Origin of the sequence: Dyella sp. LX-66, assembly GCF_018599165.1 — a bacterium.
Lineage (GTDB): Bacteria > Pseudomonadota > Gammaproteobacteria > Xanthomonadales > Rhodanobacteraceae > Dyella_D > Dyella_D marensis.
This window is the reverse complement of sequence record NZ_JAHFVJ010000001.1, coordinates 120,501-145,455: the sequence shown is the minus strand read 5'-3', so window position 1 is coordinate 145,455 and position 24,955 is coordinate 120,501. Positions and strand designations below refer to the sequence as shown.

At 67.8% G+C, this 24,955-nt stretch carries 27 protein-coding genes and 1 tRNA gene; 14 read left to right on the top strand and 14 right to left on the bottom strand.

What is annotated here, in order from left to right; translation table 11 throughout:
• Window positions 1-6: 6 nt before the first annotated feature.
• Window positions 7-1,329 carry a hemolysin family protein gene (locus KK141_RS00760; protein ID WP_214569578.1) on the bottom strand — a complete coding sequence of 441 codons (1,323 nt, stop codon included), beginning with the start codon at window positions 1,327-1,329 and terminating at the stop codon, window positions 7-9.
• A 154-nt stretch (window positions 1,330-1,483) separates the two neighbouring features.
• Between KK141_RS00760 and KK141_RS00755 the strand changes: the two genes are divergently transcribed.
• Together KK141_RS00755 and KK141_RS00750 are read left to right on the top strand one after the other, a co-directional pair.
• Window positions 1,484-2,113: a pit accessory protein gene (locus KK141_RS00755; RefSeq protein WP_214569577.1), complete on the top strand. Its 630-nt coding sequence runs from the start codon at window positions 1,484-1,486 to the stop codon at window positions 2,111-2,113.
• A gap of 10 nt (window positions 2,114-2,123) precedes the next feature.
• Window positions 2,124-3,242 carry an inorganic phosphate transporter gene (locus tag KK141_RS00750; RefSeq protein WP_214569576.1) on the top strand — a complete coding sequence of 373 codons (1,119 nt, stop codon included), beginning with the start codon at window positions 2,124-2,126 and terminating at the stop codon, window positions 3,240-3,242.
• Between the two features lie 4 nt (window positions 3,243-3,246).
• On the opposite strand, the gene KK141_RS00745 is transcribed toward KK141_RS00750, so the two are convergent.
• The gene (locus KK141_RS00745) at window positions 3,247-3,651 is read right to left on the bottom strand and encodes a hypothetical protein (RefSeq protein WP_167256655.1); all 405 of its coding nucleotides are present in this window, start codon (window positions 3,649-3,651) and stop codon (window positions 3,247-3,249) included.
• A gap of 111 nt (window positions 3,652-3,762) precedes the next feature.
• On the opposite strand from KK141_RS00745, the gene KK141_RS00740 reads away from it, so the two are divergent.
• The 3 genes from KK141_RS00740 (at window position 3,763) to ybaL (ending at window position 7,848) form a co-directional block, all read left to right on the top strand.
• Window positions 3,763-4,104, top strand: coding sequence for an MGMT family protein (locus KK141_RS00740; protein ID WP_214569575.1), 342 nt, complete (start codon window positions 3,763-3,765; stop codon window positions 4,102-4,104).
• Between the two features lie 95 nt (window positions 4,105-4,199).
• On the top strand, window positions 4,200-6,011 hold the full coding sequence (gene recQ, locus KK141_RS00735) for a DNA helicase RecQ (RefSeq protein ID WP_214569574.1): 1,812 nt from the start codon (window positions 4,200-4,202) through the stop codon (window positions 6,009-6,011).
• Window positions 6,012-6,189: 178 nt separating this feature from the next.
• The gene (gene ybaL / locus KK141_RS00730; RefSeq protein ID WP_214569573.1) at window positions 6,190-7,848 is read left to right on the top strand and encodes a YbaL family putative K(+) efflux transporter; all 1,659 of its coding nucleotides are present in this window, start codon (window positions 6,190-6,192) and stop codon (window positions 7,846-7,848) included.
• Window positions 7,849-7,936: 88 nt separating this feature from the next.
• Here ybaL and KK141_RS00725 read toward each other — a convergent pair whose 3' ends face one another.
• The 12 genes from KK141_RS00725 to ftsY all read right to left on the bottom strand — a co-directional run bounded on the left by KK141_RS00725 (window position 7,937) and on the right by ftsY (window position 16,537).
• On the bottom strand, window positions 7,937-8,200 hold the full coding sequence (locus KK141_RS00725; RefSeq protein WP_214569572.1) for a hypothetical protein: 264 nt from the start codon (window positions 8,198-8,200) through the stop codon (window positions 7,937-7,939).
• Window positions 8,201-8,374: 174 nt separating this feature from the next.
• Window positions 8,375-10,027 carry a M28 family metallopeptidase gene (locus tag KK141_RS00720; RefSeq protein ID WP_214569571.1) on the bottom strand — a complete coding sequence of 551 codons (1,653 nt, stop codon included), beginning with the start codon at window positions 10,025-10,027 and terminating at the stop codon, window positions 8,375-8,377.
• A gap of 375 nt (window positions 10,028-10,402) precedes the next feature.
• Window positions 10,403-10,831: a PepSY domain-containing protein gene (locus KK141_RS00715; RefSeq protein WP_214569570.1), complete on the bottom strand. Its 429-nt coding sequence runs from the start codon at window positions 10,829-10,831 to the stop codon at window positions 10,403-10,405.
• 353 nt (window positions 10,832-11,184) lie between these two features.
• Entirely contained in the window at window positions 11,185-11,559 is a 375-nt protein-coding gene (locus KK141_RS00710; RefSeq protein ID WP_214569569.1) for a DUF4180 domain-containing protein, read from the bottom strand.
• A gap of 34 nt (window positions 11,560-11,593) precedes the next feature.
• Complete coding sequence (locus tag KK141_RS00705; protein WP_214569568.1) at window positions 11,594-11,839, bottom strand: 2-hydroxyacyl-CoA dehydratase; 246 nt, start codon at window positions 11,837-11,839, stop codon at window positions 11,594-11,596.
• Between the two features lie 55 nt (window positions 11,840-11,894).
• Entirely contained in the window at window positions 11,895-12,323 is a 429-nt protein-coding gene (locus tag KK141_RS00700; RefSeq protein WP_214569567.1) for a type II toxin-antitoxin system HicB family antitoxin, read from the bottom strand.
• Between the two features lie 18 nt (window positions 12,324-12,341).
• Window positions 12,342-12,518, bottom strand: coding sequence for a type II toxin-antitoxin system HicA family toxin (locus KK141_RS00695; protein WP_214569566.1), 177 nt, complete (start codon window positions 12,516-12,518; stop codon window positions 12,342-12,344).
• Window positions 12,519-12,807: 289 nt separating this feature from the next.
• Window positions 12,808-12,883: transfer RNA gene (locus tag KK141_RS00690), tRNA-Phe, on the bottom strand.
• 73 nt (window positions 12,884-12,956) lie between these two features.
• Window positions 12,957-13,235 (bottom strand): oxidative damage protection protein, encoded by a 279-nt coding sequence (locus tag KK141_RS00685; protein ID WP_214569565.1) that lies wholly within the window; start codon window positions 13,233-13,235, stop codon window positions 12,957-12,959.
• 12 nt (window positions 13,236-13,247) lie between these two features.
• A complete protein-coding gene (gene mutY, locus KK141_RS00680; RefSeq protein WP_214569775.1) occupies window positions 13,248-14,279 on the bottom strand; it encodes an A/G-specific adenine glycosylase in 1,032 nt (343 codons plus the stop codon).
• Between the two features lie 11 nt (window positions 14,280-14,290).
• Entirely contained in the window at window positions 14,291-15,376 is a 1,086-nt protein-coding gene (locus KK141_RS00675) for an AsmA family protein (protein WP_250901465.1), read from the bottom strand.
• A 15-nt stretch (window positions 15,377-15,391) separates the two neighbouring features.
• Complete coding sequence (gene ftsY, locus KK141_RS00670) at window positions 15,392-16,537, bottom strand: signal recognition particle-docking protein FtsY (protein ID WP_214569564.1); 1,146 nt, start codon at window positions 16,535-16,537, stop codon at window positions 15,392-15,394.
• A 104-nt stretch (window positions 16,538-16,641) separates the two neighbouring features.
• On the opposite strand from ftsY, the gene rsmD reads away from it, so the two are divergent.
• The 9 genes from rsmD to KK141_RS00625 all read left to right on the top strand — a co-directional run bounded on the left by rsmD (window position 16,642) and on the right by KK141_RS00625 (window position 24,948).
• Window positions 16,642-17,202: a 16S rRNA (guanine(966)-N(2))-methyltransferase RsmD gene (gene rsmD / locus KK141_RS00665; protein WP_214569563.1), complete on the top strand. Its 561-nt coding sequence runs from the start codon at window positions 16,642-16,644 to the stop codon at window positions 17,200-17,202.
• 53 nt (window positions 17,203-17,255) lie between these two features.
• Window positions 17,256-17,759, top strand: a complete 504-nt coding sequence (gene coaD, locus KK141_RS00660; RefSeq protein WP_026636784.1) for a pantetheine-phosphate adenylyltransferase — start codon at window positions 17,256-17,258, stop codon at window positions 17,757-17,759.
• 138 nt (window positions 17,760-17,897) lie between these two features.
• Window positions 17,898-18,401, top strand: coding sequence for a hypothetical protein (locus KK141_RS00655; RefSeq protein WP_214569562.1), 504 nt, complete (start codon window positions 17,898-17,900; stop codon window positions 18,399-18,401).
• 130 nt (window positions 18,402-18,531) lie between these two features.
• Window positions 18,532-18,789 (top strand): YfhL family 4Fe-4S dicluster ferredoxin, encoded by a 258-nt coding sequence (locus tag KK141_RS00650; protein WP_167256670.1) that lies wholly within the window; start codon window positions 18,532-18,534, stop codon window positions 18,787-18,789.
• Window positions 18,786-20,522, top strand: coding sequence for a gamma-glutamyltransferase (gene ggt / locus KK141_RS00645; RefSeq protein WP_214569561.1), 1,737 nt, complete (start codon window positions 18,786-18,788; stop codon window positions 20,520-20,522). The genes KK141_RS00650 and ggt overlap by 4 nt, the downstream gene beginning before the upstream one ends.
• A gap of 72 nt (window positions 20,523-20,594) precedes the next feature.
• Window positions 20,595-21,449 (top strand): MBL fold metallo-hydrolase, encoded by an 855-nt coding sequence (locus tag KK141_RS00640; RefSeq protein ID WP_214569560.1) that lies wholly within the window; start codon window positions 20,595-20,597, stop codon window positions 21,447-21,449.
• Window positions 21,446-22,471 carry a TMEM43 family protein gene (locus KK141_RS00635; protein WP_168647906.1) on the top strand — a complete coding sequence of 342 codons (1,026 nt, stop codon included), beginning with the start codon at window positions 21,446-21,448 and terminating at the stop codon, window positions 22,469-22,471. Before KK141_RS00640 ends, KK141_RS00635 begins: the two co-directional genes overlap by 4 nt.
• A gap of 82 nt (window positions 22,472-22,553) precedes the next feature.
• Window positions 22,554-24,041 carry a glycerol-3-phosphate dehydrogenase gene (gene glpD / locus KK141_RS00630; protein ID WP_214569559.1) on the top strand — a complete coding sequence of 496 codons (1,488 nt, stop codon included), beginning with the start codon at window positions 22,554-22,556 and terminating at the stop codon, window positions 24,039-24,041.
• Between the two features lie 58 nt (window positions 24,042-24,099).
• Window positions 24,100-24,948 carry an MIP/aquaporin family protein gene (locus KK141_RS00625; RefSeq protein WP_214569558.1) on the top strand — a complete coding sequence of 283 codons (849 nt, stop codon included), beginning with the start codon at window positions 24,100-24,102 and terminating at the stop codon, window positions 24,946-24,948.
• Window positions 24,949-24,955: the final 7 nt, after the last annotated feature.

Below are 24,955 nucleotides of genomic sequence, written 5' to 3'. Positions count from 1 at the left end.
CGGGGCTTACTGCTCGTCGTCGGCCAGTTCGATCGGCCGCGCCGGCGTGATCAGCAGCTTGTCGATGCGCGCCCCGTCCAGGTCCACCACTTCGAAACGGATGCCCTGCCAGGCGAACACTTCGCCGGTCTGCGGGATATGGCCGAGCACGGCCATCACCATGCCGGCGGCGGTGCGGTATTCGTGTTCCTGCTCGCCGGGCAGGTGGTCCACGTGCAGCAGTTCGCGCAGGTCGTCGGTGGAGATCGAGCCGTCGACCAGCCAGCTGCCGTCCTCGCGCGGCACGATCGGCGCGGTTTCCTCGCCGCCTTGCGAGGCACGCTGGCTGGCGCCGACCACGGCCGAGAGCAGGTCGTTGAGGGTGACCAGGCCTTCGATGTCGCCGTATTCGTCCACCACCAGGGCGAGCTGGGTCTCGGCGTCGCGGAATTCTTCCAGCAGGTCCAGCGCGCGCGCCGTGGCCGGCACGAACAGCGGCTTGGCCATGCGGCCGAACAGGTCCGGCGAGCCGTGGCGGAAATTGCGCAGCAGGTGCTTCACCTCGACGATGCCGACCACGTCGCTTTCGTCGGCGCGGTAGACCGGATAGCGCGAATACGGCGTGTCGCGCAGCACGTCGTCGTTCTCTTCCGGCGTGGCGGCCACGTCCAGCCAGGCGATGCGGGTGCGCGGGGTCATCACGCTGTCCACCGTGCGGTCGCCCAGGCGCAGCACGCGGTTGACCATGTTGTGCTCGTCCGCATCCAGCACGCCCTGCTCGGCGCTTTCGGCCACCAGCAGGCGGATTTCCTCTTCCGTCACCGCGTCGCTGCTGCGCTTGGCCACGCGCAGCAGGCGCAGCAGCTGGGTGCTGGAGAAATTCAGCAGCCACACGAACGGCGCGGCGATGCGCGACAGCACCAGCATGGGCATGGCGACGAAGCCGGAGACTTTCTCCGGCGCCGACAGCGCCAGGCGCTTGGGCACCAGTTCGCCGATCACGATCTGGATGAAGGAGATCAGGGCGAAGCCCAGCACCAGGCCGATCACCTTGGCGTAGGGTTCCAGCCAGGCCGCGCGGCCGCCGTGGATGGCCTCGGCGATATGGTCGCCCAGGGCGTCGCCGGCGATGGCGCCGGTGACCAGGATCACCAGGGTCATGCCCACCTGCACGGTGGACAGGAAATGCTCGGGTGCCTCGGCATGGCGCAGCGCGACGCGGGCGCGCCGGCTGGTCTTGGCCATCTGCTTGAGGCGGCTCTTGCGGGAGGCGACCAGGGCCATTTCCGAGAGGGCGAAGAAGCCGTTGGCCAGCGCGAGCACGAAGACGGTCGCGATCGCGGTCAGCATCGGGGGGAAGCGGTAGCGGGTCGGGGCATGCCCGGGAGTGTAAGGCCTGCGGGGGTGGGGCCGGCAGCCGGGGCTTGATGCCGGGGCTTAAGCCTGTCCTGTAACATATCCGTCAATTTTCCTTTCTTCCCATCGGCTTCCAGGCACTCCCCGCATGTTTTCACTGCAGACGATCTTCGGCAAAGGCGACAAGTTCTACGGCCTGCTCGAGCAAAGCGCGGAGGCGGTGCGGGAAAGCGCCCACGCCCTGCACGAGCTGGTGACCCATAGCGACCGCGCCCCGGTGATGGCCGCCTTCGCCTCGGCCCGGGCACGCGAGAAGGCGCTGGCCGCGCAGATCAGCGAGGAACTGGTCAACACCTTCGTCACCGCGCTGGACCGCGAGGACATCGAGGCGCTGAACTCGGCGCTGTACAAGATCCCCAAGACGGTGGAGAAGTTCGCCGAGCGCTACGAGATCGTCGCTGTGCGCCTGTCGGACGTGGACTTCGCCCAGCGTGCCCAGGTGCTGGAGCAGGCCAGCGCGGTGGTGTCGGAGATGATCGGCGAGCTGCGCCGCGGCCTGCGCATCGACCCGGTGAAGAAGCTGCAGGACCGCCTGCAGACGCTGGAATCCGAAGGCGACCGCATGCTGCTGGCGCCGTACCGCACGCTGTACGTGGAAGGCAACGACGCCATGCGCGCCATGCTGGCCAAGGACCTGTTCGAGCTGATCGAGAAAGCCATCGACAAGTGCCGCGATGTCGGCAACATCGTGTATTCCATCGTGCTCAAGAACTCCTGAGGCGCCCGCGATGAGCATGGTTTTCGCGGTGGTGCTGATCGCACTGGTCTTCACCTACATCAACGGCTTCCACGACACCGCCAACTCCATCGCCACGGTGGTGGCGACCAAGGTGCTGACGCCGGGCCAGGCGGTGATCCTGGCCGCCATCACCAACCTGATCGGCGCGCTGTGGGGCACGGCGGTGGCCAAGACGATCGCCGCCGGCCTGATCGACACCCACGTGGTGGCGGCCGGTTCCCAGCTGCTGATCTGCGCGCTGGGCGCGGCCACGGTGTGGAACCTGCTGACCTGGTGGCTGGGCCTGCCGTCCAGTTCCAGCCATGCCCTGGTCGGTGCGCTGGTGGGCGCGGCGATCGCGGCCTCGGGCGACAACTTCGCCGCCATCATCTGGTCGCAGGGCGGCGACCACTGGTGGCAGGGCAAGGGCGTGATCCCCAAGGTGGTGGTGCCGATGGTGGTGTCGCCGCTGATGGGCTTCGTCATGGGCTTCCTGCTGATGGGCGCGCTGTATGCGCTGCTGGGCTGGTTCTCCAGCCAGAAGGGCCTGCTGCGCCGCTTCGGCCGCACGCCCTTCGTCAACAGCTTCTTCGGCAAGGCGCAGATCGTCTCGGCCAGCGCGATGGGCCTGGCCCACGGCATGAACGACGCGCAGAAGAGCATGGGCATCATCGCCCTGGCCCTGGCCGGCGCCACCGCGGCGGGCCAGTTCGACAGCCTGCCTTCGTGGCTGGGTTTCCTGCGCATCCACGGCTCGTCCGATGGCGGCTTCGACGTGCCGGCCTGGGTGGCGGTGGTGTGCGCGCTGACCATGGCCGGCGGTACCGCCGGCGGCGGCTGGCGCATCATCAAGACGCTAGGCCACAAGATGGTGAAGCTGCATCCCATCAATGGCTTCGCCGCCGAAGGCAGCTCGGCCGCGGTGATCCTCACCGCCTCGGCGTTCGGCGTGCCGGTGTCGACCACGCATAACGTGTCGGCCTCGATCATGGGCGTGGGCGCGGCCAAGCGCTGGAATGCGATCCGCTGGTCGGTGGTGGAGCGGATGGTGTGGGCGTGGATACTCACCCTGCCGGTCACGGCCCTGCTGGCCTACGGCGCGGTGCGGCTGGCGCAGGCGCTGTCTTAAGACCTCAGAAGTCGTCGCCGCCGTCGGCGACGACTTGTTCCAGCTCGTCGCCCAGTTCGCCCAGCTCGTGGATCACCCGCTGCAGTTCTTCGATCGAGAGCAGCTCATAGGGGCGGTTCTCGCACAGGTGCAGGAAGGGCGAGCCGTCCAGGTCGGCCACGGCGAGAAAGCCCACGCGCTGTTCCCAGTTGAAGCGCAGGCAGCGGCGCGCATCGGCGCCGGCCAGGGGGCCGATCGGGGTGGAGACGCGCAGAAACCGGCGGCCGGCTTCGTCTTCCAGCTCGGCCAGGTAGATGCCCTGGTGCCGCCCGCGCGGCAGCGGCAGGTCGAAGCTGATCAGGTAGGGCCCGTTGTGGCGCAGCTCGTGCTTTGCGCCGATATGGGAACGCACGGCTTCGAAGTGATGCATGAGGCGGCTCCCGGCAGCAGAACGGGTTCCGCTACTCTGCCACGACTTTATGACGGCGCGCGCTAAGACTTACCGCTATAGGCCTTCATGCCGTCTCACATCGGTCACGCCATGAACGAACAGCACGCCCGCATTTTTGCCGCCATTGCCGCCATTCCCCCGGGCCGCGTCGCCAGCTACGGCGCCATCGCCGCCCGCGCCGGCCTGCCCGGGCGCGCCCGCCTGGTCGGGCGGGTGCTGGGCGAGGTGCCCGACGGCATGGAACTGCCGTGGTTCCGCGTGCTGCGCTCCAGCGGGCAGATCGCGTTTCCGCCGGGCAGCCGCGGGTTTCGCGAACAGTCCAGGCGCCTGCGCGCCGAGGGCGTGGAAGTGAAGAACGGCAAGGTGCCGCTGTCGCGCTTCGGGCTGGATGCGGACGTCGACCACGCGCTGTGGGGCATGCCGGGCACCTGACGCCCGCCGCGCCGACCGCGAAATCGGAACTTGCCTACAGGATGAAGCGCCGCCTACGGGCGGCGGCGCGGGCCGCATTTGCTAGCATTCGAGGAATGTCTTCCTCTCCCCTCGACATCCTTCACAGCGTCTTCGGCTACACCAGCTTCCGCGGCCAGCAGCAAGCCATCGTCGAACAGGTGGCGGAGGGCGGCGACGCCCTGGTGCTGATGCCGACCGGCGGCGGCAAGTCGCTGTGCTACCAGATTCCCGCCTTGCTGCGGCAGGGCACGGGCATCGTGGTGTCGCCGCTGATCGCGCTGATGCAGGACCAGGTCGACGCGCTGCGCGAGGCCGGCGTGGCCGCTGCCTATCTCAACTCCAGCCTGTCCGCCGAGGACCAGCGCGAAGTGGAGCGGCAGCTGCTGGCCGGTGAGCTCAATCTGCTCTATGTGGCGCCGGAGCGCCTGCTCACGCCGCGTTTCCTCAGCCTGCTGGAACGCACTGAAGTGGCGCTGTTCGCCATCGACGAAGCGCATTGCGTATCGCAGTGGGGCCACGATTTCCGTCCCGAGTACCGCGAGCTGGCGGTGCTGCACCAGCGCTTCGCGCAGGTGCCGCGCATCGCGCTCACCGCCACCGCCGACCCGCGCACGCGCGAGGAGATCGTCGAGCGCCTGGCGCTGCAGGACGCGCGCCAGTTCCTGTCCAGTTTCGACCGCCCCAATATCCGCTACCGCGTGGGCCTGCGCCACAACGCGAAGCGCGAGCTCGCGGATTTCCTCGAAGGCCATCGCGGCGAAGCCGGCATCGTGTATTGCCTCAGCCGCCGCAAGGTCGACGAAACCGCGCAGTGGTTAGCCGAGGCCGGCATCGCCGCGTTGCCTTATCACGCCGGGCTGGACGCGCCCACGCGTGCGGCGAACCAGCAGCGCTTCCTGCGTGAGGACGGCGTGGTGATGGTGGCGACGGTGGCCTTCGGCATGGGCATCGACAAGCCGGACGTGCGTTTCGTCGCGCACCTGGACCTGCCGCGCAGCATGGAAGGCTATTACCAGGAGACCGGCCGCGCCGGACGCGACAGCCTGCCGGCCGAAGCCTGGATGATCTACGGCCTGTCCGACGTGGTGACGATGAGCCAGATGATCGCCCAGTCCGAATCCGCCGACGAGCGCAAGCGGGTGGAGCGGCAGAAGCTGGAATCGCTGCTCGCTTATGCCGAGGCCACCGAATGCCGCCGCGTGCGCCTGCTCGGCGCGTTCGGCGAAACCTACCAGGGCTCCTGCGGCAACTGCGACAACTGCCTGGAGCCGCCGAAGACCTGGGATGCCACCGTGCCCGCGCAGAAGGCGCTGTCGGCGGTGTACCGCAGCGGGCAGCGCTTCGGTTCGGGCCACGTGATCGACATCCTGCGCGGTGTGGACAGCGAGCGCATGAGCCAGCTGCGCCACGATCACCTGAGCACCTTCGGCATCGGCGCCGACATGGACGAAAAACAATGGCGCTCGGTATTCCGCCAGCTGCTCGCCGCTGGCTTGCTCGAAGCGGAAGGCGAGTACGGCACGCTGCGCCTCACCCGCAGCAGCCGCGAGGTGCTGACCGGCAACCGCGAGGTGCTGCTGCGCGAGGACACGCGGCCGGAACGCCGCTCGCGCCGCCGCCGCGACAGCCAGCTGGTCACCGGCAGCAGCCTGGGCATCGAAGCCTACGAGCAGCCGATGTGGGATGCGCTGCGCGCCCTGCGCGCGAAGCTCGCGAAGCAGCATGGCGTGCCGGCTTACGTGATCTTCCACGACGCCACCTTGCTCGCGATGCTGCGCGAGCTGCCGGCGAACGAGGAGGAAATGGGCTCGATCAGCGGCGTGGGGAAGGCGAAGCTGGAGCGGTACGGGCAGGATTTCCTGGCGGTGATCAACGCGCAGGAGTGAACCGGCGCAGGCTTGAGATGAGGCCGAACTTGCCGCCGGAATCCGCCTTCGCGCTTGTGCCGCACCGGGCTTGCCCTTACAACAGGTAGACGCGCCACGACGAGCCCGCTTGTCCCCCACGGCGCCCCGCGCTGACGCAGCGCCCGGGTACCCGCTCATCACCGGAAGGACCGCCGCCATGCATGACGCCCCTCTTATCGGCACCATCGTCGGCGGCATCGTGCTCGCCTTCTTCTTCGCCGCCATCGCGCACCGCCTGCGTTTGCCGCCGCTGGCCGGCTATCTGCTGGCAGGCGTGGTGTGCGGCCCGTTCACCCCGGGCTTCGTGGCCGATGGCCATCTCGCGCACCAGCTGGCGGAGATCGGCGTGGTGCTGCTGATGTTCGGCGTGGGCCTGCATTTCTCGCTGAAGGATCTGCTCTCGGTCAAATCCATCGCCATTCCCGGGGCGCTCGGACAGATGGCGGTGGCCACGGTGCTGGGCATGCTGCTGGGCTGGGCGCTGGGCTGGCCGATGGTGCAGAGCTTCGTGTTCGGCCTGGCGCTGTCGGTGGCCAGCACCGTGGTGCTGCTGCGCGCGATGGAAGAGCGCCGTCTGATGGAGACCGAGCGCGGGCGCATCGCGGTGGGCTGGCTGATCGTCGAAGACCTCGCCATGGTGCTGGCTCTGGTGCTGCTGCCGGCGATCGGCGCGTCGCTCAATGCCGGGCAGTCGATGTCCTTCGGCGAGATCGCCATGACCGTCGGCATCACCATCGGCAAGGTGGTGGCCTTCGTGGCGGTGATGCTGATCGTGGGCAAGCGGCTGATTCCCTGGCTGCTGCAGGTGATCGCGCAGACCGGCTCGCGCGAACTGTTCCGCCTGGCCGTGCTGGCGATCGCGCTGGGCGTGGCCTTCGGCGCCGCGGGGCTGTTCGGCGTGTCGTTCGAACTGGGCGCGTTCTTCGCCGGCATGATGATGGGCGAGTCGAAACTCGCGCATGACGCCGCCGAGGAAACCCTGCCGCTGCGCGATGCCTTCGCCGTGCTGTTCTTCGTCTCCATCGGCATGCTGTTCAATTACCAGGTGCTGCTGTCCGAGCCGCTGGTGGTGCTGGCGGCGCTGGCGATCATTGTGATCGGCAAGTCGGTGGCGGCGCTGGGCATCGTGCTGGCCTTCCGCAAGCCGATGACCACCGCGCTCACCATCGCCACCAGCCTGGCGCAGATCGGCGAGTTCTCTTTCATCCTGATCGGCGTGGGCGTGGCGCAGAACCTGGTGACCAAGGAAGCGCAGGACGTGCTGCTGGCCGCGGCGATCCTGTCCATCCTGATCAATCCGTTGCTGTTCAAGCTGCTCGACCGCGCCAAGGCGCGGATGGATGCGCGCGCCGCCGCCGCCGAGGCGGAGCAGGGCGGCACCGCCGCCGTGCCGCTGCAACCTACCGAGCTGAGCGGGCACGTGGTGGTGGCTGGCTACGGCAAGCTCGGCCAGCTGCTGGGCGAAGCAGTGCATGCCACTGGCCTGCCGCTGCTGGTGCTGGAAGAGGAAAAAGACCACGTCGATACCTTGCAGCAGCAGGGCATCGAGACCCTGGTGGGCAATGCGTCCAGCGACGAAGTGCTGGGCGCCGCCAACCTGCCGGAAGCGAAAGCGCTGCTGGTGACCTTGCCGCAGGCGTTCGAAAGCGGCGAAGTGGTGCGCGCGGCGCGGCAGTTGAATCCGCAGCTGCGCATCATTGCGCGGGCGGATTCGGAGGAGTGCCGCGAGCATCTGCAGAAGCAGGGCGCAGATATGGTGGTGATGGGGGAGCGTGAGCTGGCGCGGGCGATGACCGAAGGCCTGGCGCCTGTGTAGGTTGGGGTGAGCGCAGCGAACCCCAACGAACCTCGCAGCCGTGCTGCCAAGTTGGGGTTCGCTGCGCTCACCCCAACCTACGTTGCGTTCAGCCCGCCATGCGCCAGCGCTCTCCCGGCTCATCCGGATCGCGGCCATGCATCATCGCCGCGGCCTGGCGCAGATAACGCCATTCTTCCAGCGACGCCGGCAGGCGCGCATGCGGCCAGGCTTCGCGCAGCGCGGACAGGGCCTGTTCGGCGCTGTCGTGGCGTCCGGTTTCTTCCATGTCGAACATGCTGCGCCAGCGGCGTCCGTGGCGGACGATGCGGAACAGCCCTGCCTTGGCGGGGTATACGTATTGGGCGAGCATGAAGCGGTTTCTTGCCGTGGGGGACGGTGTCCGCATAGCGTGCGCGCGGCCTATGACCGGATCGTGATTCGACGAAGACGGCTTTGTGGCTCTTCGTGAAATCTCCGTTCATCCGCTGATGAAAAACAAACGGCCCGCCGAAGCGGGCCGTTCGTGTGCTGCGGTGAGCGCCGCTTACTTGCGGTCAGCGGCGGTCTTGTCGCGGGTTGCGCGGAACTCGGAATCCTTGCTCCAGTCCGGCCACTGGTTCGAATTGGCCAGCTCGCTGCCCAGCGTGTAGAGGATCTGCAGGTCGCGCGCCATGCCGGTGAACGACCAGCCGGCTTCCCACTCGTCCGAGGGCTGGTGGTAGTGCTTGTCGGTGTATTCGTCCTCGGCCTGCTTGCCCGCGGCCAGGCCGCCATCGACCCAGTCATTGCCCGAGCCGAACGAGATCGCCGGCACGCCGCGCTTGGCGAAGGAGAAATGATCGGAGCGGAAAAAGTGGCCCGCTTCCGGCTTCGGGTCCGGCGAGTAGCTGAGGTTCCAGCGCTTGGCGGTGGCGATCAGGTCGTCCAGCAGATCCAGCTTGGCGCTGCCGGAAATGGTGAAGTTGCGCGCCGGACCGTGCGGGTCGAGCGCGTCGAGATTGATCACGCCCACCGTCTTGCCCAGCGGGTAAAGCGGATTGGCCGCGTAGTACTCGGAACCGAGCAGGCCTTTCTCTTCCGCGGTGACGTTGAGGAACACGATGGAACGCTCCGGCTTGGGCGCGCTCTTGAACGCGCGCGCCAGCTCGATCAGCGCCGCGGTGCCGGTGCCATTGTCGACCGCGCCGTTGTAGATCTTGTCGCCCTTGGCATCGGGCGCGCCGACGCCCAGATGATCCCAGTGCGCGCTGTAGATCACGGTCTCGTCCGGATGCTTGGCGCCATCGATGCGGCCGACGACGTTGTGCGAAGTGATGACTTTGCTGTCCACCTTGTAGCTGGCGGAGAAGCTTTCGCCCTTCAGCGTCACCGGCTTGAACTCGCGCGTCTGCGCCTGCTTCTTCAGCGCCTCGAAATCCAGGCCCGCGCGCTTGAACAGGTCCACCGCGAAATCGCGCTGGATCCACGCTTCCACCTGCGGGTGCGTGTCGGCCGGCTTGTCGCGCACGATGTCGAACATCGCATTGGTGTTGGAGTTCTTCACCGTGTTCCAGCCGTAGGACGCCGGCTCGGTCTCGTGCACGATCAGCACGCCCGCCGCGCCCTGGCGCGCGGCTTCTTCGTACTTGTAGGTCCAGCGGCCGTAGTAGGTCATGGCCTTGCCGCCGAAATCGCCCTGGCCGGTTTCGAAATCCGGATCGTTGATCAGCACCACGGCGATCTTGCCGTGCAGGTCCACGCCCTTGAAGTCGTCCCAGTTGCGCTCCGGCGCCTTCACGCCGTAGCCGACGAAGACCAGCGGCGCGTCCTTGATTGCCACCAGCCTGGAGCCGTCCATCGCGGCGCGCACGGCGATCTGCTCGCCCTGGGTCAGCGCCTGCGGCTTGCCGTCCACCGACACCGACAGCGCCGGCGTACCGGTAATCTCCGCGCGCAGCAGCGGCACGGCCTGGGTCCACGCGCGCTTGCCGTTCTTCAGATCGCCGCCGGGCTGCAGGCCGGCGGCCTTGTACTGGGCGATCAGGTAATCGACGGTCTTGGTCTCGCCGGCCGTGGCGGGGCCGCGGCCTTCGAACGCATCGGAAGACAGCGTCTTCACGTCGGCCGAGAGGCGATGCGGATCGAAGCTCGGCGCTTGGGCCGCCAGCACGGCGCTGGAAATGGACAGGGCGAGTAGCGAAAGGGCGAGTCGTTTCACGGGCGTTACCTGTGGGGAAAACGGACTCAATCATAGAGCGTGGTGTGCGCGCCGGTCCCGTTTCTTTTTGGATCGAGATAATGTCAAAGAGTCCTAGAGACAGTTCCTGCCGGATGGAACTGCATCACAGAACGCCTGTGCGCAGGCTCCCTACCATGCGCGCCGGGGAGCTAAGTGTTCGACTTCCCGCGGCGTGTCGACAGGGGGCTAGGGATAGCAGGCTCGACGCAATCCACATGGCCGTGAACGCCGCCTATTTATTTCGCCGTCCGGCGCATCGCGCGAACGGCTTTCGGGGATGGATATCCAGATATGCAAAGCGCCGGGGCGTGAGCCACCGGCGCTTTGTGTATGTGGCTTGTGTATGCGGCGGGATCAGTCGGTGCCGATCACCTTGCCCGTATGCGGATCGATCTGCAGCTTCACGTCGGCGCCGGCGGGGTTTTCCGCCTTGGCGCGCCACACGCCGTCCTTGAAATCCACATCGTGCACATGGGTATAGCCGGAGGTGGACAGCGAGGCGCGCACGTCGGTTTCGCTGAGGCGCGACACCTGCTCGTCGGGATAGGCCTCGCCGGTGCGCGGATCGATCTTGACGGTGACGCTGCGTCCGTCCGCGCTCTTCGCGCGGGCCCGCCACATGCCGTCGCGGAATTTCAGATCGTGGATCTTCTTGTAGCCCTGCTGCTCGAGCTGGGTATGCACCTGCCGTTCGGTCAGCGCGTCCTGCGCCATCGCGAGCGGAGCGGCCAGCGCTACAGCGAGCGCCAGTGCGGTGGCCAATGAAGAAGGATGAAGCTTCATCGACGTCTCCTCTTTGCGGTGGGGAATGGAGCTCGTCGAGTCTTCCTTCGGCGGACGCAACCTCGGGTGAACGAGGACGCCGCGTGCACGAAGCGAAAGATGCGCTGAACATCGCGCTGCCTGGATAGCGAGGGAAAAATCCCGGCGGCGAGTCGCTCCGACGACCTCGCCGCCGCTGGCGTGCTCGCCAGTACCGGCCATCCCCGGCAGTAGGAAGGTGGCCCGCGACGAGGGTCGGGCTGGCAAGGGGGCACGTGCAACTGACCTCGCCGCGGGCACGTGAGCATCGTGCCGATGAGGCTCGATGCTCGGAATCAGATAAGTCCTATGAGGTGCGCCAGGTTCCGGGCGGTTCAGGCCGTGAGGTTCTGCAGCTTATGTTCGAACGCAGCCATATCGCCGACGAACCAGAACATCGCTCCGCGATTGGTCTCATGCGCGAAATCGCGCAGCGCCTTGCTGCGTTCCAGCCATGCATCGATGTTGCCGATCACGGCGACACGCACGCCGTAGTTGACGAACTTCTGCAGCATGGCGCCGGCCAGGCGGGTGTCGAGGCGGAAGAAATCTTCGTGCAGGCGTTCGGCGGGCAGGGCGACCCACACCGCCTCGTGCACGCCGGCCTCGGCAATCAGATCGTTCGCGTCGCGCTCCTGAGCCAGCAGCGGACCTTGTGCGGCGTAGACCAGCACGCGGGTGCCGGCGAGCGTGGAGATGCCTTCGAGCATGTTCTCGATCCTTCCCTGGGGCGCGGCGGGCGGTTCAGTTCATCAGTTGCTGCAGATAGGTCACTACTTCCTCCTCCGGGAGGAAGGTGAGCACGTCGTCCACCTTCAAGCCGTACTTGCGCTTGATGTCCATGAACTCGGTCCTGGCCAGCGCCAGGCGCTGCTCCGGACTCAGGCGGGCCAGTTCGTCGCGCGACAGCGGCGCGGATGGTTTGCGATCGACAGCTGCGAGTTCGTCCTGGAACTGACGCCAGATATCGTCAGAAATGCGAGTAGGCATTGCTGCGGGGGTTCTTATCGGGAGGAGGGGAATGTAGCAGCCGCATCGTCGGATGCTAGCGGTTGATGATGGCCTGGGCACCGCGCACCAGGATGCCGCTGCGCGATTCGCCGGGATGCTCGGCCACGTAGCGGTCGATCATCTTGAGCAGCGGCTCCGGCACGGTGATGTTCACGCGAATGGCCTTGGCGGTGAGCCTGGAGGTGTCGACGTCGATGACGTGCCAGGCCCACCGGGTGGACGGGAAATGCCTGGGGCCGCCCCTGGGGTCCTTGCCCGAGATCAGGTCGGCGAGATTCGATGCGGCGGGAAAGTCCTTGCCTTCGCTCACCACGTCTTCAAGCGCGAACAGGATGGCCTCTTCGGCCTGGGCCAGGGCCTCGTCCAGCGTGTCGCCGGCGCTGAACACACCGGGGAAGTCGGGGGCGATGACGCCGAAGGCGGTTTTATCGTTGCCGGTTTCGATGACGACGGGGTAACGCATAGGCACCTCGGGCAAGGCTCAAAGGCCGGCCTGCTTGAGTATGGCGGCGACCAGTCCCTTGCCCAGGTCCTTCTTGGGATGAGGAATGATCACCGTGATTCTGGCCACATTGCGCAGCTTGTGGTGGCTGCCGCGGACGCCGACCACGAAGAAGCCTTTGGATCGGAGGAGTTTGAGAAGGTCGGCGCTGTTCATGGCTGTTATACACACGTAGTGTGTATCGGTCAATGGCGGGGCGATGACCGACAGGCTAAAGGTCGGCGTGGGCCGATTGACGCAGCGAGGCCTGCTTTTGGGCTTGCGCTTACGCGGCGCCGAACGCAGGGCGCAAACGATCCGAAGTGCGTCCGCCTCGTTCGACGGACGCGGATACGCGGCGTCGCAAGCACGGCGCACAGCTCATCGATCGGATGACCGGAGTTTTTGGCAGGGCGGGGGATTTTTTAGCGGCTGCTTCAGCGCAACGCTGGAAAACCGCTTGAGATGGTGGCCGAGGACGGAATCGAACCGCCGACACGGGGATTTTCAATCCCCTGCTCTACCAACTGAGCTACTCGGCCAGAAGTGCTGACGACCAGGAAGGTCATCGGTACTGCGTGGAGCCGCGCATTAAACCGAAGTTCGCCGCAGCCGTCAAGAATCCGCGTCCGGCGCCACGTAGCCTTCGGGCTGTGCGACGTCGCCGCCGAAAAGGAATTTCTCCATTTCCTCGCCCAGGAACTTGCGCGCCTTCGGGTCCAGCGGATTGAGGCGGTATTCGTTGATCAGCATGGTCTGGTGCGCCAGCCATTCCTGCCAGGCGGGCTTGGAGATTTCCGCGTAGATGCGCTGGCCGAGCGGGCCGGGCCAGGGGGAGAAGTCCAGCCCTTCGGCCTCGATGCCGAGCTTGGCGCAGCGGACGGTACGGCTCATCGCGGAGTTTCCTTAAAGACTTTGCAGCAGGGTGCGCACGGGAGCGGGCAGGCCGAGCGCGGCGAGGTCGCCGGTATCGCACCAGCGCAGCGCGGGATTATCGGCGATTGCGCGATGCGCTGTCGCGCCGTCGAACAGCAGCGGCTCCACCTGCAGGCGGTAATGGCTGAAGACGTGCACGAAGGGCGTCAGCGCCTGCGCGTCGTCGATGCGCGCCAGCTGCTGCGCCTTGCGCCAGGCGTCCTCGGTGCCCGCGGCTTCCGGCAGGCTCCACAGGCCGGCCCATACGCCCTGCGGGCCGCGGCGTTCCAGCAGCACGCGGCGGCGTTCGTCGCGCAGCAGCAGCATCACGGTGGAGCGCGTGGGCACGGTCTTGGCGGGCTTGGCGCTGGGCAATTGCGCGGTGAGCTCGTCGCGTTTCGCCACGCAGTCGGCGGCGACGGGGCAGTCCTCGCACTTCGGTTTGGAGCGCACGCAGACGGTGGCGCCCAGGTCCATGATCGCCTGGGTGTAATCGGCGACGCGCGCGGCGGGTGTGTATGCCTCCGCATGCCGCCACAGTTCTTTTTCCACCGCGCTCTGGCTGGGATGTCCGTGGATGCCGAGATGGCGCGTCAGCACGCGCTTGACGTTGCCGTCCAGGATGGCGAAGCGCAGCCCGTACGCCTGCGCCAGGATCGCACCGGCGGTGGAGCGGCCGATGCCGGGCAGGGCAGCGAGTGCGTCGAAGTCGCGCGGCAGTTCGCCGCCATGCTGTTCCACGCACAGCTGCGCGGCGCGATGCAGGAAACGGGCGCGGCGGTAGTAGCCCAGGCCCGACCACAGCGCGAGCACCGTGTCCTCGTCCGCCGCGGCCAGGTCGCGCAGCGTCGGCAGTGCGCCGACAAAGCGCTGGAAGTAGGGGATCACCGTGCCGACCTGGGTCTGCTGCAGCATCACCTCCGACAGCCACACGCGGTACGCGCCGCGCGGATGCTGCCAGGGCAGGTCGTGGCGGCCATGGCGGTCGAACCACGCCAGCAGCCGGGTGGCGAAATCGGGCATCGCGGGTTTGCTCATTTCGGTGCGCGCGGCGCGGCGGACTTGCTGTCGGCGGGCGCGGCCGCGGAAGCCGCCGCCACCGGCGCGACACCGGTCTTGATGCTCAGGCCTTCGATGCTCACGCCGCCGCTTTCCAGCTTGGCGATCTCGGCGGTGCCGCTGCCAGGCGGCACGCTCAGGCGCGGACCCTGCGGATGGTTGAGCTGCGCCCACCAGTCGGCCAGCGCCAGCGGCGGCAGGCGCAGGTCGGCGTGGTTGCCGGGGCCGTCGAGCTTGACCGCCAGCAGCAGCGGGTCGACCTGGTTGGCGGGAGTGAGCACCAGCGAGGTGTCGTAGACGCCGGCTTCGGCATGATCGAGCTTGCCGCGCAGGCGCAGCGAGGCATCGGCCGCGCCGTGCCAGTGCGCGTCGCCGGACAACTGCAAGGTGAGCGTGCTGCCTTGGGAGAAATGCACGCTCAGCGCATCGAGCTGCAGCGTGTCGCCCTTCAACCGCGGCGTCGCCGACAGATCCAGCTGCAGCGGTTCGCCCTCGGCGTCCTTGGCGGAAATCGACAGCGGAAACGGCTGGCCGGAAATCAGGCTGCCGGTATCCAGCGACACATCGCCCAGCAGCAGTTCATTGCCGCGCACCAGGCTGCCGCGCGTCACGCGCACGCCGGCGTCGATGCGCGGAATCTGCGGCGGCTCGCCGGCGGAACGCGGCGGCAGGCTGGCGGCCCAGGCTTCCAGTGCGTCCAGGTCCACGCGCGGAGAGTCGATCTCCAGCCGCGAAATCACCGTTTCCTTGCCCAGCAGCGCGCGCCACGGCAACTGCAGGCGCCCGCGCGCGGCGAGCAGGATCGGCATGCTGGCGTCTTTCGCGCTCAGCGTAAGTCCCTGCAGTTCCAGCGCGGGGCGCGGGAACAGGGTGGGGCTGGCGGGGCTGGCGAGATTGAGCACCAGGCCGGCATTGCTGGCTTCGCGCTGCAGCAGCGCGGTGAAGCGGCCCGGCTGCAGCAGCAGGTACAGCGAGATCACCACGGTGAGCAGTCCGACCAGCGCCAGGCCACCGACGCTCCACAGCGTGATGCGCAGCCAGCGGGGCAGGTTCACTCGCATGGCTGGCGCATACCGTCAGGCACCGATGCTGGCCGGCAGCAGGCCGTCCACGTAATCCTGGGCGTCGAACACGCGCAGGTCCGTGGCGCTTTCGCCCAGGCCGACATAGCGGATCGGCAGGCCGAACTCGCGGGCCAGCGCGAACACCACGCCGCCCTTGGCGGTGCCGTCCAGCTTGGTCACCACCAGGCCGGTCACGCCGACGATCTGGCGGAACTGGCGTACCTGGCTCACCGCGTTCTGGCCGGTGGTGCCGTCGATCACCATCAGCACCTCGTGCGGCGCGTCGGTGTCGAGCTTCTTCAGCACGCGGGCGATCTTGCCCAGCTCGTCCATCAGGCCGCCCTGGGTATGCAGGCGGCCGGCGGTGTCGGCGATCAGCACGTCGGCGCCGCGCGAGCGGGCAGCCTGCAGCGCGTCGAAGATCACGCTGGCCGAATCGGCGTCCTGGCCCTGGGCGATCACCGGCACGTTGTTGCGCGCGCCCCAGGTCTTGAGCTGTTCCACCGCGGCGGCGCGGAAGGTGTCGCCGGCGGCGAGCAGCACCGCGCGGTTTTCGTCGCGGTAGCGGCGCGCCAGCTTGCCGATGGTGGTGGTCTTGCCCACGCCGTTGATGCCCACGGTGAGCACCACGAATGGCTTGCGTCCGCTGACGTCGAGCGGCTGCTGCACCGGCGCCAGCAGGGTCACCAGTTCCTTGCGCAGCGCGGCCAGCAGGGCGGCGGCGTCGCCGAACTCGCGCTTGTGCATGCGCTTGCGCAGGTCTTCCACCAGCGAGGTGCTGGCTTCGATGCCGACGTCGGCGGTGATCAGGGTGGTTTCCAGCTCGTCGAGCAGGGCGTCGTCGAGCTTGGGATTGCGGCTGAACAGCGAACTCAGGCCACGCGCGAAGGAGCTGCCGGAAAGGCGCTCGCGCCAGCTGCGCTTGGCCGGGGCGGCTTCGGCGGCGGGGACTTCGAAGGGGTGCTCTTCGGTGTCGGGTTCGGCCGGCGGGGCGGCTTCCGACAGTGCTTCGCCAAGGGCCGGGTTATCCAGCGAGCCGGCATCCGCGTCGTGCGGGATGGCCGCCGCCGGAGCGTCGGCGGCCTGCTCGTCTGCAGCCTGCTCGGCCGGCGGCGGCGTGGTCGTCTCGGCGGGTTTCTTCTTCCAGAACTTGAGCATTGCGGCGGGGATTCGAAGACAATGCCGCCCATGCTACCACCCCCGACTTTTCCTCCCCGACTCCCAGCCGGCACCCCGCGCATCGCGGCGCGGCCGCGGTTCACATGAGCGGCGCGGCCGGGCGCATCCGCATCATCGGCGGCACGCTGCGCAATTCCCGTCTCGACGTGCCCGAACTGCCGGGCCTGCGCCCTACCGCCGAGCGGGTGCGCGAAACCCTGTTCAACTGGCTGGCGCCGGTCATCGCCGGTGCGGAGTGCCTGGATCTGTGCGCGGGCACCGGGGCGCTGGGTATCGAGGCGCTGTCGCGCGGTGCTGTGCGCGCGCAGTTCGTGGAGCGCGATCCGCGCACGGCACAGGCCCTGCGCGGCAACCTCGTCCGCTTGAAGGCGGCTGGCGGCGAGGTGGCGGCGGCGGATGCCGGGGCTTACCTGCAAGGCCCGGCGCGGCCGTACGGCGTGGTCTTCCTCGACCCGCCCTTCGCGCTGGAGCTATGGGAGCCGCTGTCGAAACGGCTGGAATCCGGCGGCTGGCTGTCGCCTTCGGCCTGGATCTACGTCGAATCGCCGCGCGGCAAGGCGCTGAGCCTGCCGCCGACGTGGCAGCTCCATCGCGAGGGCCATGCCGGCGAGGTGCATTACGCACTGTACCGGCGGGTTGCCTGAGGCTTTCGAGGCGCTAAGCTACCGGTCCTTTTCGCCGCAGCGTCGAAGCCCACGTGAATCCGCCGGTCAATACGCGTCTCGCCGTCTACCCGGGCACCTTCGATCCGATCACCAACGGCCACGCCGACCTGGTCGCGCGCGCCGCGCCGCTGTTCGAGCGCGTGGTGGTGGCCGTGGCCGAAAGCCAGAACAAGGGCGGCAAGGGTCCGGGCTTCAGCCTCAACGAGCGCATCGCGCTGGCGCGGCTGGCCCTGGCCGACCTGCGCAATGTGGAAGTGCGCGGCTTCGACTGCCTGCTGGCGGACTTCGTGCGCGAGATCCATGCCGGCGTGATCATCCGCGGCCTGCGCGCGGTGTCGGACTTCGAATACGAATTCCAGCTGGCCAGCATGAACCGCCATCTGATCCCCGGCGTGGAAACGCTGTTCCTCACCCCGGCCGAGCAGTACAGCTTCATCTCGTCTTCGCTGGTGCGCGAGATCGGCCGCCTCGGTGGCGACATCTCCGGTTTCGTGCATCCGGCCGTGCAGCAGGCGATGCGCCAGCGCCGTATCTGAGGCGTGGTTGCACCGGGGGGCGTCGTGTATGCTCCCGGCCATCCTGCGGACAGGGGCAGCGTTCCCGTCAGCGGCACCGGAGGGTCCTGTCTTCCGGGGATCCACCTCCAGACTTCCAAGAACTCCAGGGTGACCACCATGTACAAGTACGCACTCCTTGCCGCCATCGCGCTCGGCTCGCTGGCCCTCGCCGGCTGCAACAAGGGCGAGGACGAGAATGCCGGCCAAGCCACCACGCAGGCTGCGCAGGTTTCCAAGCCGACCGACCCGAACGACGCCAAGGCGTGGAACTCGTACCTCGGCCAGATCGTGCAGAAGAACATGCAGGGCATGACCGCCGATCGCCCGTACCCCTACCTGGTGAACGCCGGCGACAGCGACGACGACAAGGCCAAGCGCGACCGCCAGCTGTCGAACGTGCAGGACACCGTGGCCCGCGGCGTGCTGCCGGGCAATATGCTGGTGTTCGCCGGCCCGGAATCGGCCAAGACCGCCGACCTGATCATCGAAGCCTTCAAGGATGCCAAGCCGGGTTCCTTCAAGGACGTGATCATCCTGTTCATCGGCGACCAGGCCGACGAGGCGCGCGTCACCACCGCGCTGCAGCCGACCGGCGCCAAGCTGCGTTTCGTGGCGATGTAAGCCAGGGCTCCGGCCTTCGCAGCAAGAACCCGCGGCGTGCAGACGCCGCGGGTTTTTTATTGGGCGAAATCCTGAGTCTTGGGCCGATTGCTGCGCCGCGGCATCCGGCGCTACCGTGTACACTCGCGCGATGTCCCTGAAAATCCTCGATACCTGCGTCAATTGCGACGTATGCGAACCGGTCTGTCCGAACAAGGCTATCTCGCTGGGCGAGGAGTACTACGTGATCGACCCGGCGTTGTGCACCGAGTGCGTGGGGCATCATGACGAACCGCAATGCATCGAGGTCTGCCCGGTCGAGTGCATCCTGGTCGACCCCGAGCACACCGAGACGCAGGAACAGCTTCAACTCAAGTACCGCCAGTTGATGAACGAGGGGCAGGCATGAGGTTTTCCGTGAAGTGGCCGGCGCTGCGCGCCCGCGCCGTGCTATTGGGCTTGCTGCTGGTCAGTGGCGCCGCATGTGCAGATAGTCCGCGTAACGTTCCCGCCGCCGCTAAGACGCCGGCCGCGCTGAAGGGCCCGGGCAAGGCCGCCATCGCCAGCGCCAACTTCCACGCCACCGAAGCCGGCCTCGAGGTGATCGCCAAGGGCGGCAATGCTTTCGACGCCGCGATCGCGGTGGCTTCCGCGCTGTCGGTGGTGGAACCGGAAAGCTCCGGCATCGGCGGCGGCTTCATGGCGGTGCTGCATCGCGCTTCCGACGGCAAGGAGATCTTCATCGACGCGCGCGAGACCGCGCCGGCTTCGGTGAATGCCAAGGACTACCTCAGCGCCGACGGCTCGCCCAACCGCGACGCCGCGCTCAACGGTCCGCTCTCCGCCGGCATCCCCGGCGAACCGGCCGGTCTGGCCTGGCTGGCCAAGCACTACGGCAAGCTGCCGCTTAAGCAGTCGCTCGCTCCCGCGGTGCGCCTGGCGCGCGACGGTTTCGAACCGGACAGCCGCCTGCTCAACGCCATCGACGAACGCCAGAAGGATATCCAGCGCTGGCCCGCTTCCGCTGCCAAGTTCCTGCCGGGCGGCAAGGTGCCGGGCAAGGGCGAAACCTGGTGCGACCCCGGCCAGGCCCGCACGCTGGAACTGCTGGGCGAGCAGGGTCACGACGGTTTCTATCGCGGCGACGTGGCGCAGAAGCTGGTCGCCGCGGTGAACGCGGCCGGCGGCCACTGGACCGCGAAGGACCTGGAGAGCTACCAGGTGAAAGAGCGCGCGCCGATCGTGGTCGACTACCGCGGCTACCGCATCGTCACCGCGCCGCCACCGTCCTCGGGCGGTGTGGCGGTGGCCGAGATCCTCAATATTCTTTCCGGCTTCGACCTGACCAAGCTGGACGACGCGCACCGCACCCATCTGGTGATCGAGGCGATGCGCCGCGCTTTCCGCGACCACAACGATTACCTGGGCGACCCGGACTTCGTGAAGATGCCGCTGGACATGCTGCTGTCGCCTTACTACGCGGCCGGCCTGCGCCAGACCATCCTGCCGGACAAGGCCACGCCCTCGGCGATGCTGCCGGCCAGCACCGGCGTCGATCCGGGCATGCACACCACGCATTTCTCGGTGATCGACCGCGAGGGCAATATCGCCTCGATCACGCTCACGGTTAACTACACCCTGGGTTCCACCTTTGTCGCCGACGGCACCGGCGTGCTGCTCAACGACGAGATGGACGACTTCGCCCTGGTGCCGAACAAGCCCAACGTCTACGGCCTGCTCGGCAGCACCGCCAACGCGCCGGAACCGGGCAAGCGCATGCTGTCGTCGATGACGCCGAGCATCGTGTTCGGCGCCGACCGCGTCGGCGTGATCGGCTCGCCCGGCGGCTCCACCATCATCACCCAGGTGCTGGAAGGCATCATGGCGTTTATCGATGGCAAGGACGCGCTCGGCATCGCCGGGCAGAAGCGCTTCCATCACCAGTACATGCCGGACCGCGTGGACGTGGAGGAGGGCGTGTTCGACGCCGCCACCACCGACGCGCTGACCCGCATGGGCTATACGCTGAAATCCCGCTCGCCCTGGGGCTATATGAACGTGGTCACCTGGGACCTCAAGAGCGGCAAGCTCGACGCGGCCAGCGATCCGCGCCGCCCGTCGGGCCTGGGCAAGGTGCAGTAAGAGGAACGCCGGCGCGCTGCTAAGGGGGCGCGCGCCGGTGCCATAAGACAAGTGGTAGGGCAGGGGATTTCCATGCAGTTGTGGTCGCTCACCGGTAACTCCCAGCAGCTCGACGGCGGCGCGATGTTCGGCAATGCGCCGAAGGCATTGTGGTCGCGCTGGATCGCGCCCGACGCGCAGAACCGCATCCCGCTCGCCTGCCGCTGCCTGCTCGCCAAGGGGCTGGACGGCCGCAACGTGCTGTTCGAAACCGGCATCGGCGCCTTCTTCGAACCCACGCTGCGCGAACGCTACGGCGTGGTGGAAGAACGCCACGTGCTGCTCGACTCGCTGGCCCAGGCCGGCCTGTCGCACGAGGACATCGACGTGGTGGTGCTCTCGCACCTGCACTTCGACCATGCCGGCGGCCTGCTCGCCGCATGGGAAGAAGGCGAGCCGCCCAGCCTGCTGTTCCCCAAGGCCACCTACGTGGTGGGCGCCGAACACTGGCGCCGTGCGCGGCAGCCGCATCCGCGCGATCGTGCGTCGTTCATTCCCGAACTGCAGGCGCTGCTGGAAGACAGCGGACGGCTGGAGCTGGTCGAAGGCGAGCATTCCACGACGCTGGGCGCGTCGGTGCGCTTCAGCTATTCGGACGGCCATACGCCCGGGCTGATGCTGGCCGAAGTGGGCGGCGTGGTGTTCTGCGCCGACCTCATCCCCGGCCGCTTCTGGGTGCATCTGCCGATCACCATGGGCTACGACCGCTACCCCGAAGAGATCATCGACGAGAAGCGCGTCTTCCTTGAAGACAAGCTCGCGCGCGGCATCGAACTGTTCTTCACCCACGACCACGACTGCGCCATCGCGCGCGTGGTGCGCGACGAGCGCGGCCGCTACGGCACCGCCGACGAACGGCGCGAGCTCGCCGGGCTGGTGCGCGCATGAGCGCGCGGCAGTGGCTGGCGGGAGTGGCCGGCGCCGTGCTGGTGCTGGCGGGCTTGGGGCTGGTGGCGATGACCGAGCAGGCGGCGATCGAGCATCGCGTCGCCGCCGAGCGCCACGGCGGCCAGGTGCTGGACGTGCAGGGCGATGCGCGCCCCGACGTCGGCAAGGACCGCTATATGGTCCGCGTCAGCGGCCGCCTCAACGTGGTCGACGCGCCGCTCGATCCCGAATTCAACCAGCGCGTGGCCACGCCGGTGCTGGTGCGCCACGTGGAGATGTTCCAGTGGCGCGAAGTGCGCGTCGGCAGCGACGTGCATTACGAGCAGGACTGGGTGGATCGTCCGCTCGACGCCAGCCGTTTCGAAAAACCCGCCGGCCACGCCAATCCGGGCGCCTTCCCCATCCAGGGCAAGCAGTTCGATGCCGGCCTGGTGAAGATCGGCGGCTATGCGCTCGCTCCCGCGTTGCTGCATGCCTTGCCGGGCGGCGATCTGATCGGTCCCGATCTCAAGACGCTGCCGGCGAATCTTGCCGCGAGCTTTTCCAGCTACGGCGATTACCTGGTGACCAGCGCCAGCCCCGAGCATCCGCGCCTGGGCGACCTGCGCGTGAGCTGGGAAGCCATCCCGGTGCAGGTGCTCACCGTCTTCGCCCGTCCGCAGGGCGACCTGCTGGTGCCGGCCAGCGACGCCGCCGACGGCAAGGGCTACGACGTGCAGGTCGGCGAACGCCGGCTGGTCGACGTGCTGCCGGACGTGCCGGAGCCGCCGGTCTTCGCCGTAGCGCGTCGCGTGCTGGCGGTGCTGCTGGTCAGCCTGGGTATCTTCCTGCTGCTGCGCAGCCGGATGTCCGACCATCATGCGCCGCTGATCGCGCTGGGCGCGGGCGTGCTGCTTGCCGGCGCCGTGGCGGGTGTCATGTGGCTGGGCAAGGACCTGCAGGCCAGCGCGTACTGGTTCGTGCTCGCGGTGGCGGGGCTCGCGGTGGTGGTGTGGCGGCTGCATGCACGGGCGGCTCACTGAGCACCGCTCAAGCTCGCCATGGCGGCTTTTGCCGAGTGATAAACCCTAAACGTTGACCCCCACCGCACACACGGGACGAGGCATGGCGGAGCAAGTCGATGTTCTGGTGGTGGGCGGCGGCATCAACGGCACCGGCATCGCGCGCGATGCGGTAGGCCGCGGCTTGAGCGTCTGGCTGTGCGAGCAGGACGACCTGGCCGCGCACACGTCCAGCGCCAGCACCAAGTTGATCCATGGCGGCCTGCGCTACCTGGAGCAGTTCGAATTCGCCCTGGTGGGCAAGGCGCTGGCCGAGCGCGAGGTGCTGCTGCGCGTCGCGCCGCACATCATCTGGCCGCTGCGCTTCGTGCTGCCGCACCAGTCGCATCTGCGCCCGGCGTGGATGATCCGCCTGGGCCTGTTTCTCTACGACCATCTGCAGCGCGGCCGCCGCAGCCTGCCCGGCTCGCGGCGCGTGCGCCTGTCCAGGCATGCGGTGGGCCAGCCGCTGCGCGAGGAATTCCTCACCGGCTTCGTCTACTCCGACGCCTGGGTGCAGGACGCGCGCCTGGTGGTGCTCAATGCGATGGACGCCGTGCAGCGCGGCGCTCGCGTGATGACGCATACGCGCTGCGTCAGCGCGCGGCGCAGCGGCGACCGCTGGCTGGCGCGCCTGCAGGGTGCGGATGGCAGGATCACCGAAGTGGCGGCGCGCGCGCTGGTCAATGCCACCGGTCCGTGGGCCGTCGACTTCCTCGACGATGTCGCCGCCGAAGGCCACGACCGCAGCCTGCGCCTGGTCAAGGGCAGCCATATCGTGGTGCCTCGGCTGTACGAGCATCGCTACGCGTACATCTTCCAGCAACCTGACCGGCGCATCGTGTTCGCCATTCCCTACGAGCGCGAGTTCACCCTGATCGGCACCACCGACGTCGAATACCGGGCCGACCCGGCGCATCCGCGCATCGAGGCGGAGGAAATCTCGTACCTGTGCGACGCGGTCAACCGCTACTTCAAGCGCAGCATCGCGCCGGCCGACGTAGTGTGGAGCTACAGCGGCGTGCGTCCGCTGCTCGACGACGAAAGCGGCAAGGCTTCGGAAGTGACGCGCGATTACCTGCTGGAGATCGAGCCGGCCAGGGGCGCGCCCCTGCTCAACGTGTTCGGCGGCAAGCTCACCACCTTCCGCAAGCTGGCCGAGGAAGCGGTGGACAAGCTCGCGCCCCTGCTCGGCAACAAGGAACCCGCCTGGACCGGCAAGGGTCACCCGCTGCCCGGCGGCGATATCCAGGACGTCGACGGCCTCGCGCAGCAACTGCGCGCCACGCGTCCCTGGCTGGGCGAAGCGATGGCCTGGCGCCTCGCGCATACCTACGGCAGCCAGTCGGTGCGCGTCATCGGCGAGGCCGCTTCGCTGGCGGAACTGGGCGAGCATTTCGGCGCCGATCTCTACGCCAGCGAAGTGGACTACCTGCGCCGCTACGAATGGGCGAGCTGCGCCGAGGACGTGCTGTGGCGGCGCACCAAGCTTGGCCTGCACGTAGGCGCGGAAGGCGCGGCGCGGCTGGACGCCTATTTCGGCAAGAAGTGAGATTCCGTTTCACACGCCGGGCGCGGACGGCCCGGCGCACCCTGAGGAGAGCGGTGGAATGCGGCAGACGATCGGTGAATTGATTTCGGAAGCGCTGGCGATGTTCATCATCATCGGCTTGGGCGACTCGGTGGCGTGCATGTACGTGCTGTACGACCCCAGCCCCTACCAGAACGCCTACTGGGGCGTGTGCATCGCCTGGGGCCTGGCGGTGACCCTCGCCATCTACGCCACCGCGTCGGTATCCGGCACGCATGCCAACCCGGCGGTGACTTTGGCGCTCGCGCTGTTCCGCGGCTTTCCGTGGAAGAAGGTGCTGCCGTACACGGTGGCGCAGGTGATCGGCGCGTTTCTCGGCGCGGCCATCGTCTACGTGCTGTTCGGGCCGGTGATCGACCACTACAACCAGACGCACGGGCTTACCCGCGAAGCCGGTGGCGCGGCCGGCGTGTTCTTCACCCATCCGGGGCTGGCGATCACGCCGATGCATGCGCTGCTGGACCAGGTGATCCTCACCGCCTTCCTGCTGTTCGGCATCTTCGCCATCACCGAGCGCTTCAACGAGATGGCGCCTGGCGCCAATTCCGGCGCGCTGATGATCGGCCTGCTGGTGGCGACCATCGGCGCTTCGATGGGTTATCTCGAAGCCTGGGCGATCAACCCCGCGCGCGATTTCGGCCCGCGCGTGTTCGCCTTCTTCGCCGGCTGGGGCAGTTCGGCCTTGCCCAGTCCGGACAACTACTGGTGGGTGCCGATCGCCGGTCCGCTGATCGGCGGCGTGGTCGGTGCCGGCGCGTATCAGCTGCTGGTGCATCCGTTCCTGCCGGCGCGCGTGCGCGAGCTCGAAGCGGCGCGCGCGGCCGCCGCGCAGGGCAAGCCGGTTTCCTCTTCCAGCACGTCGGCCTGAGCGAGGC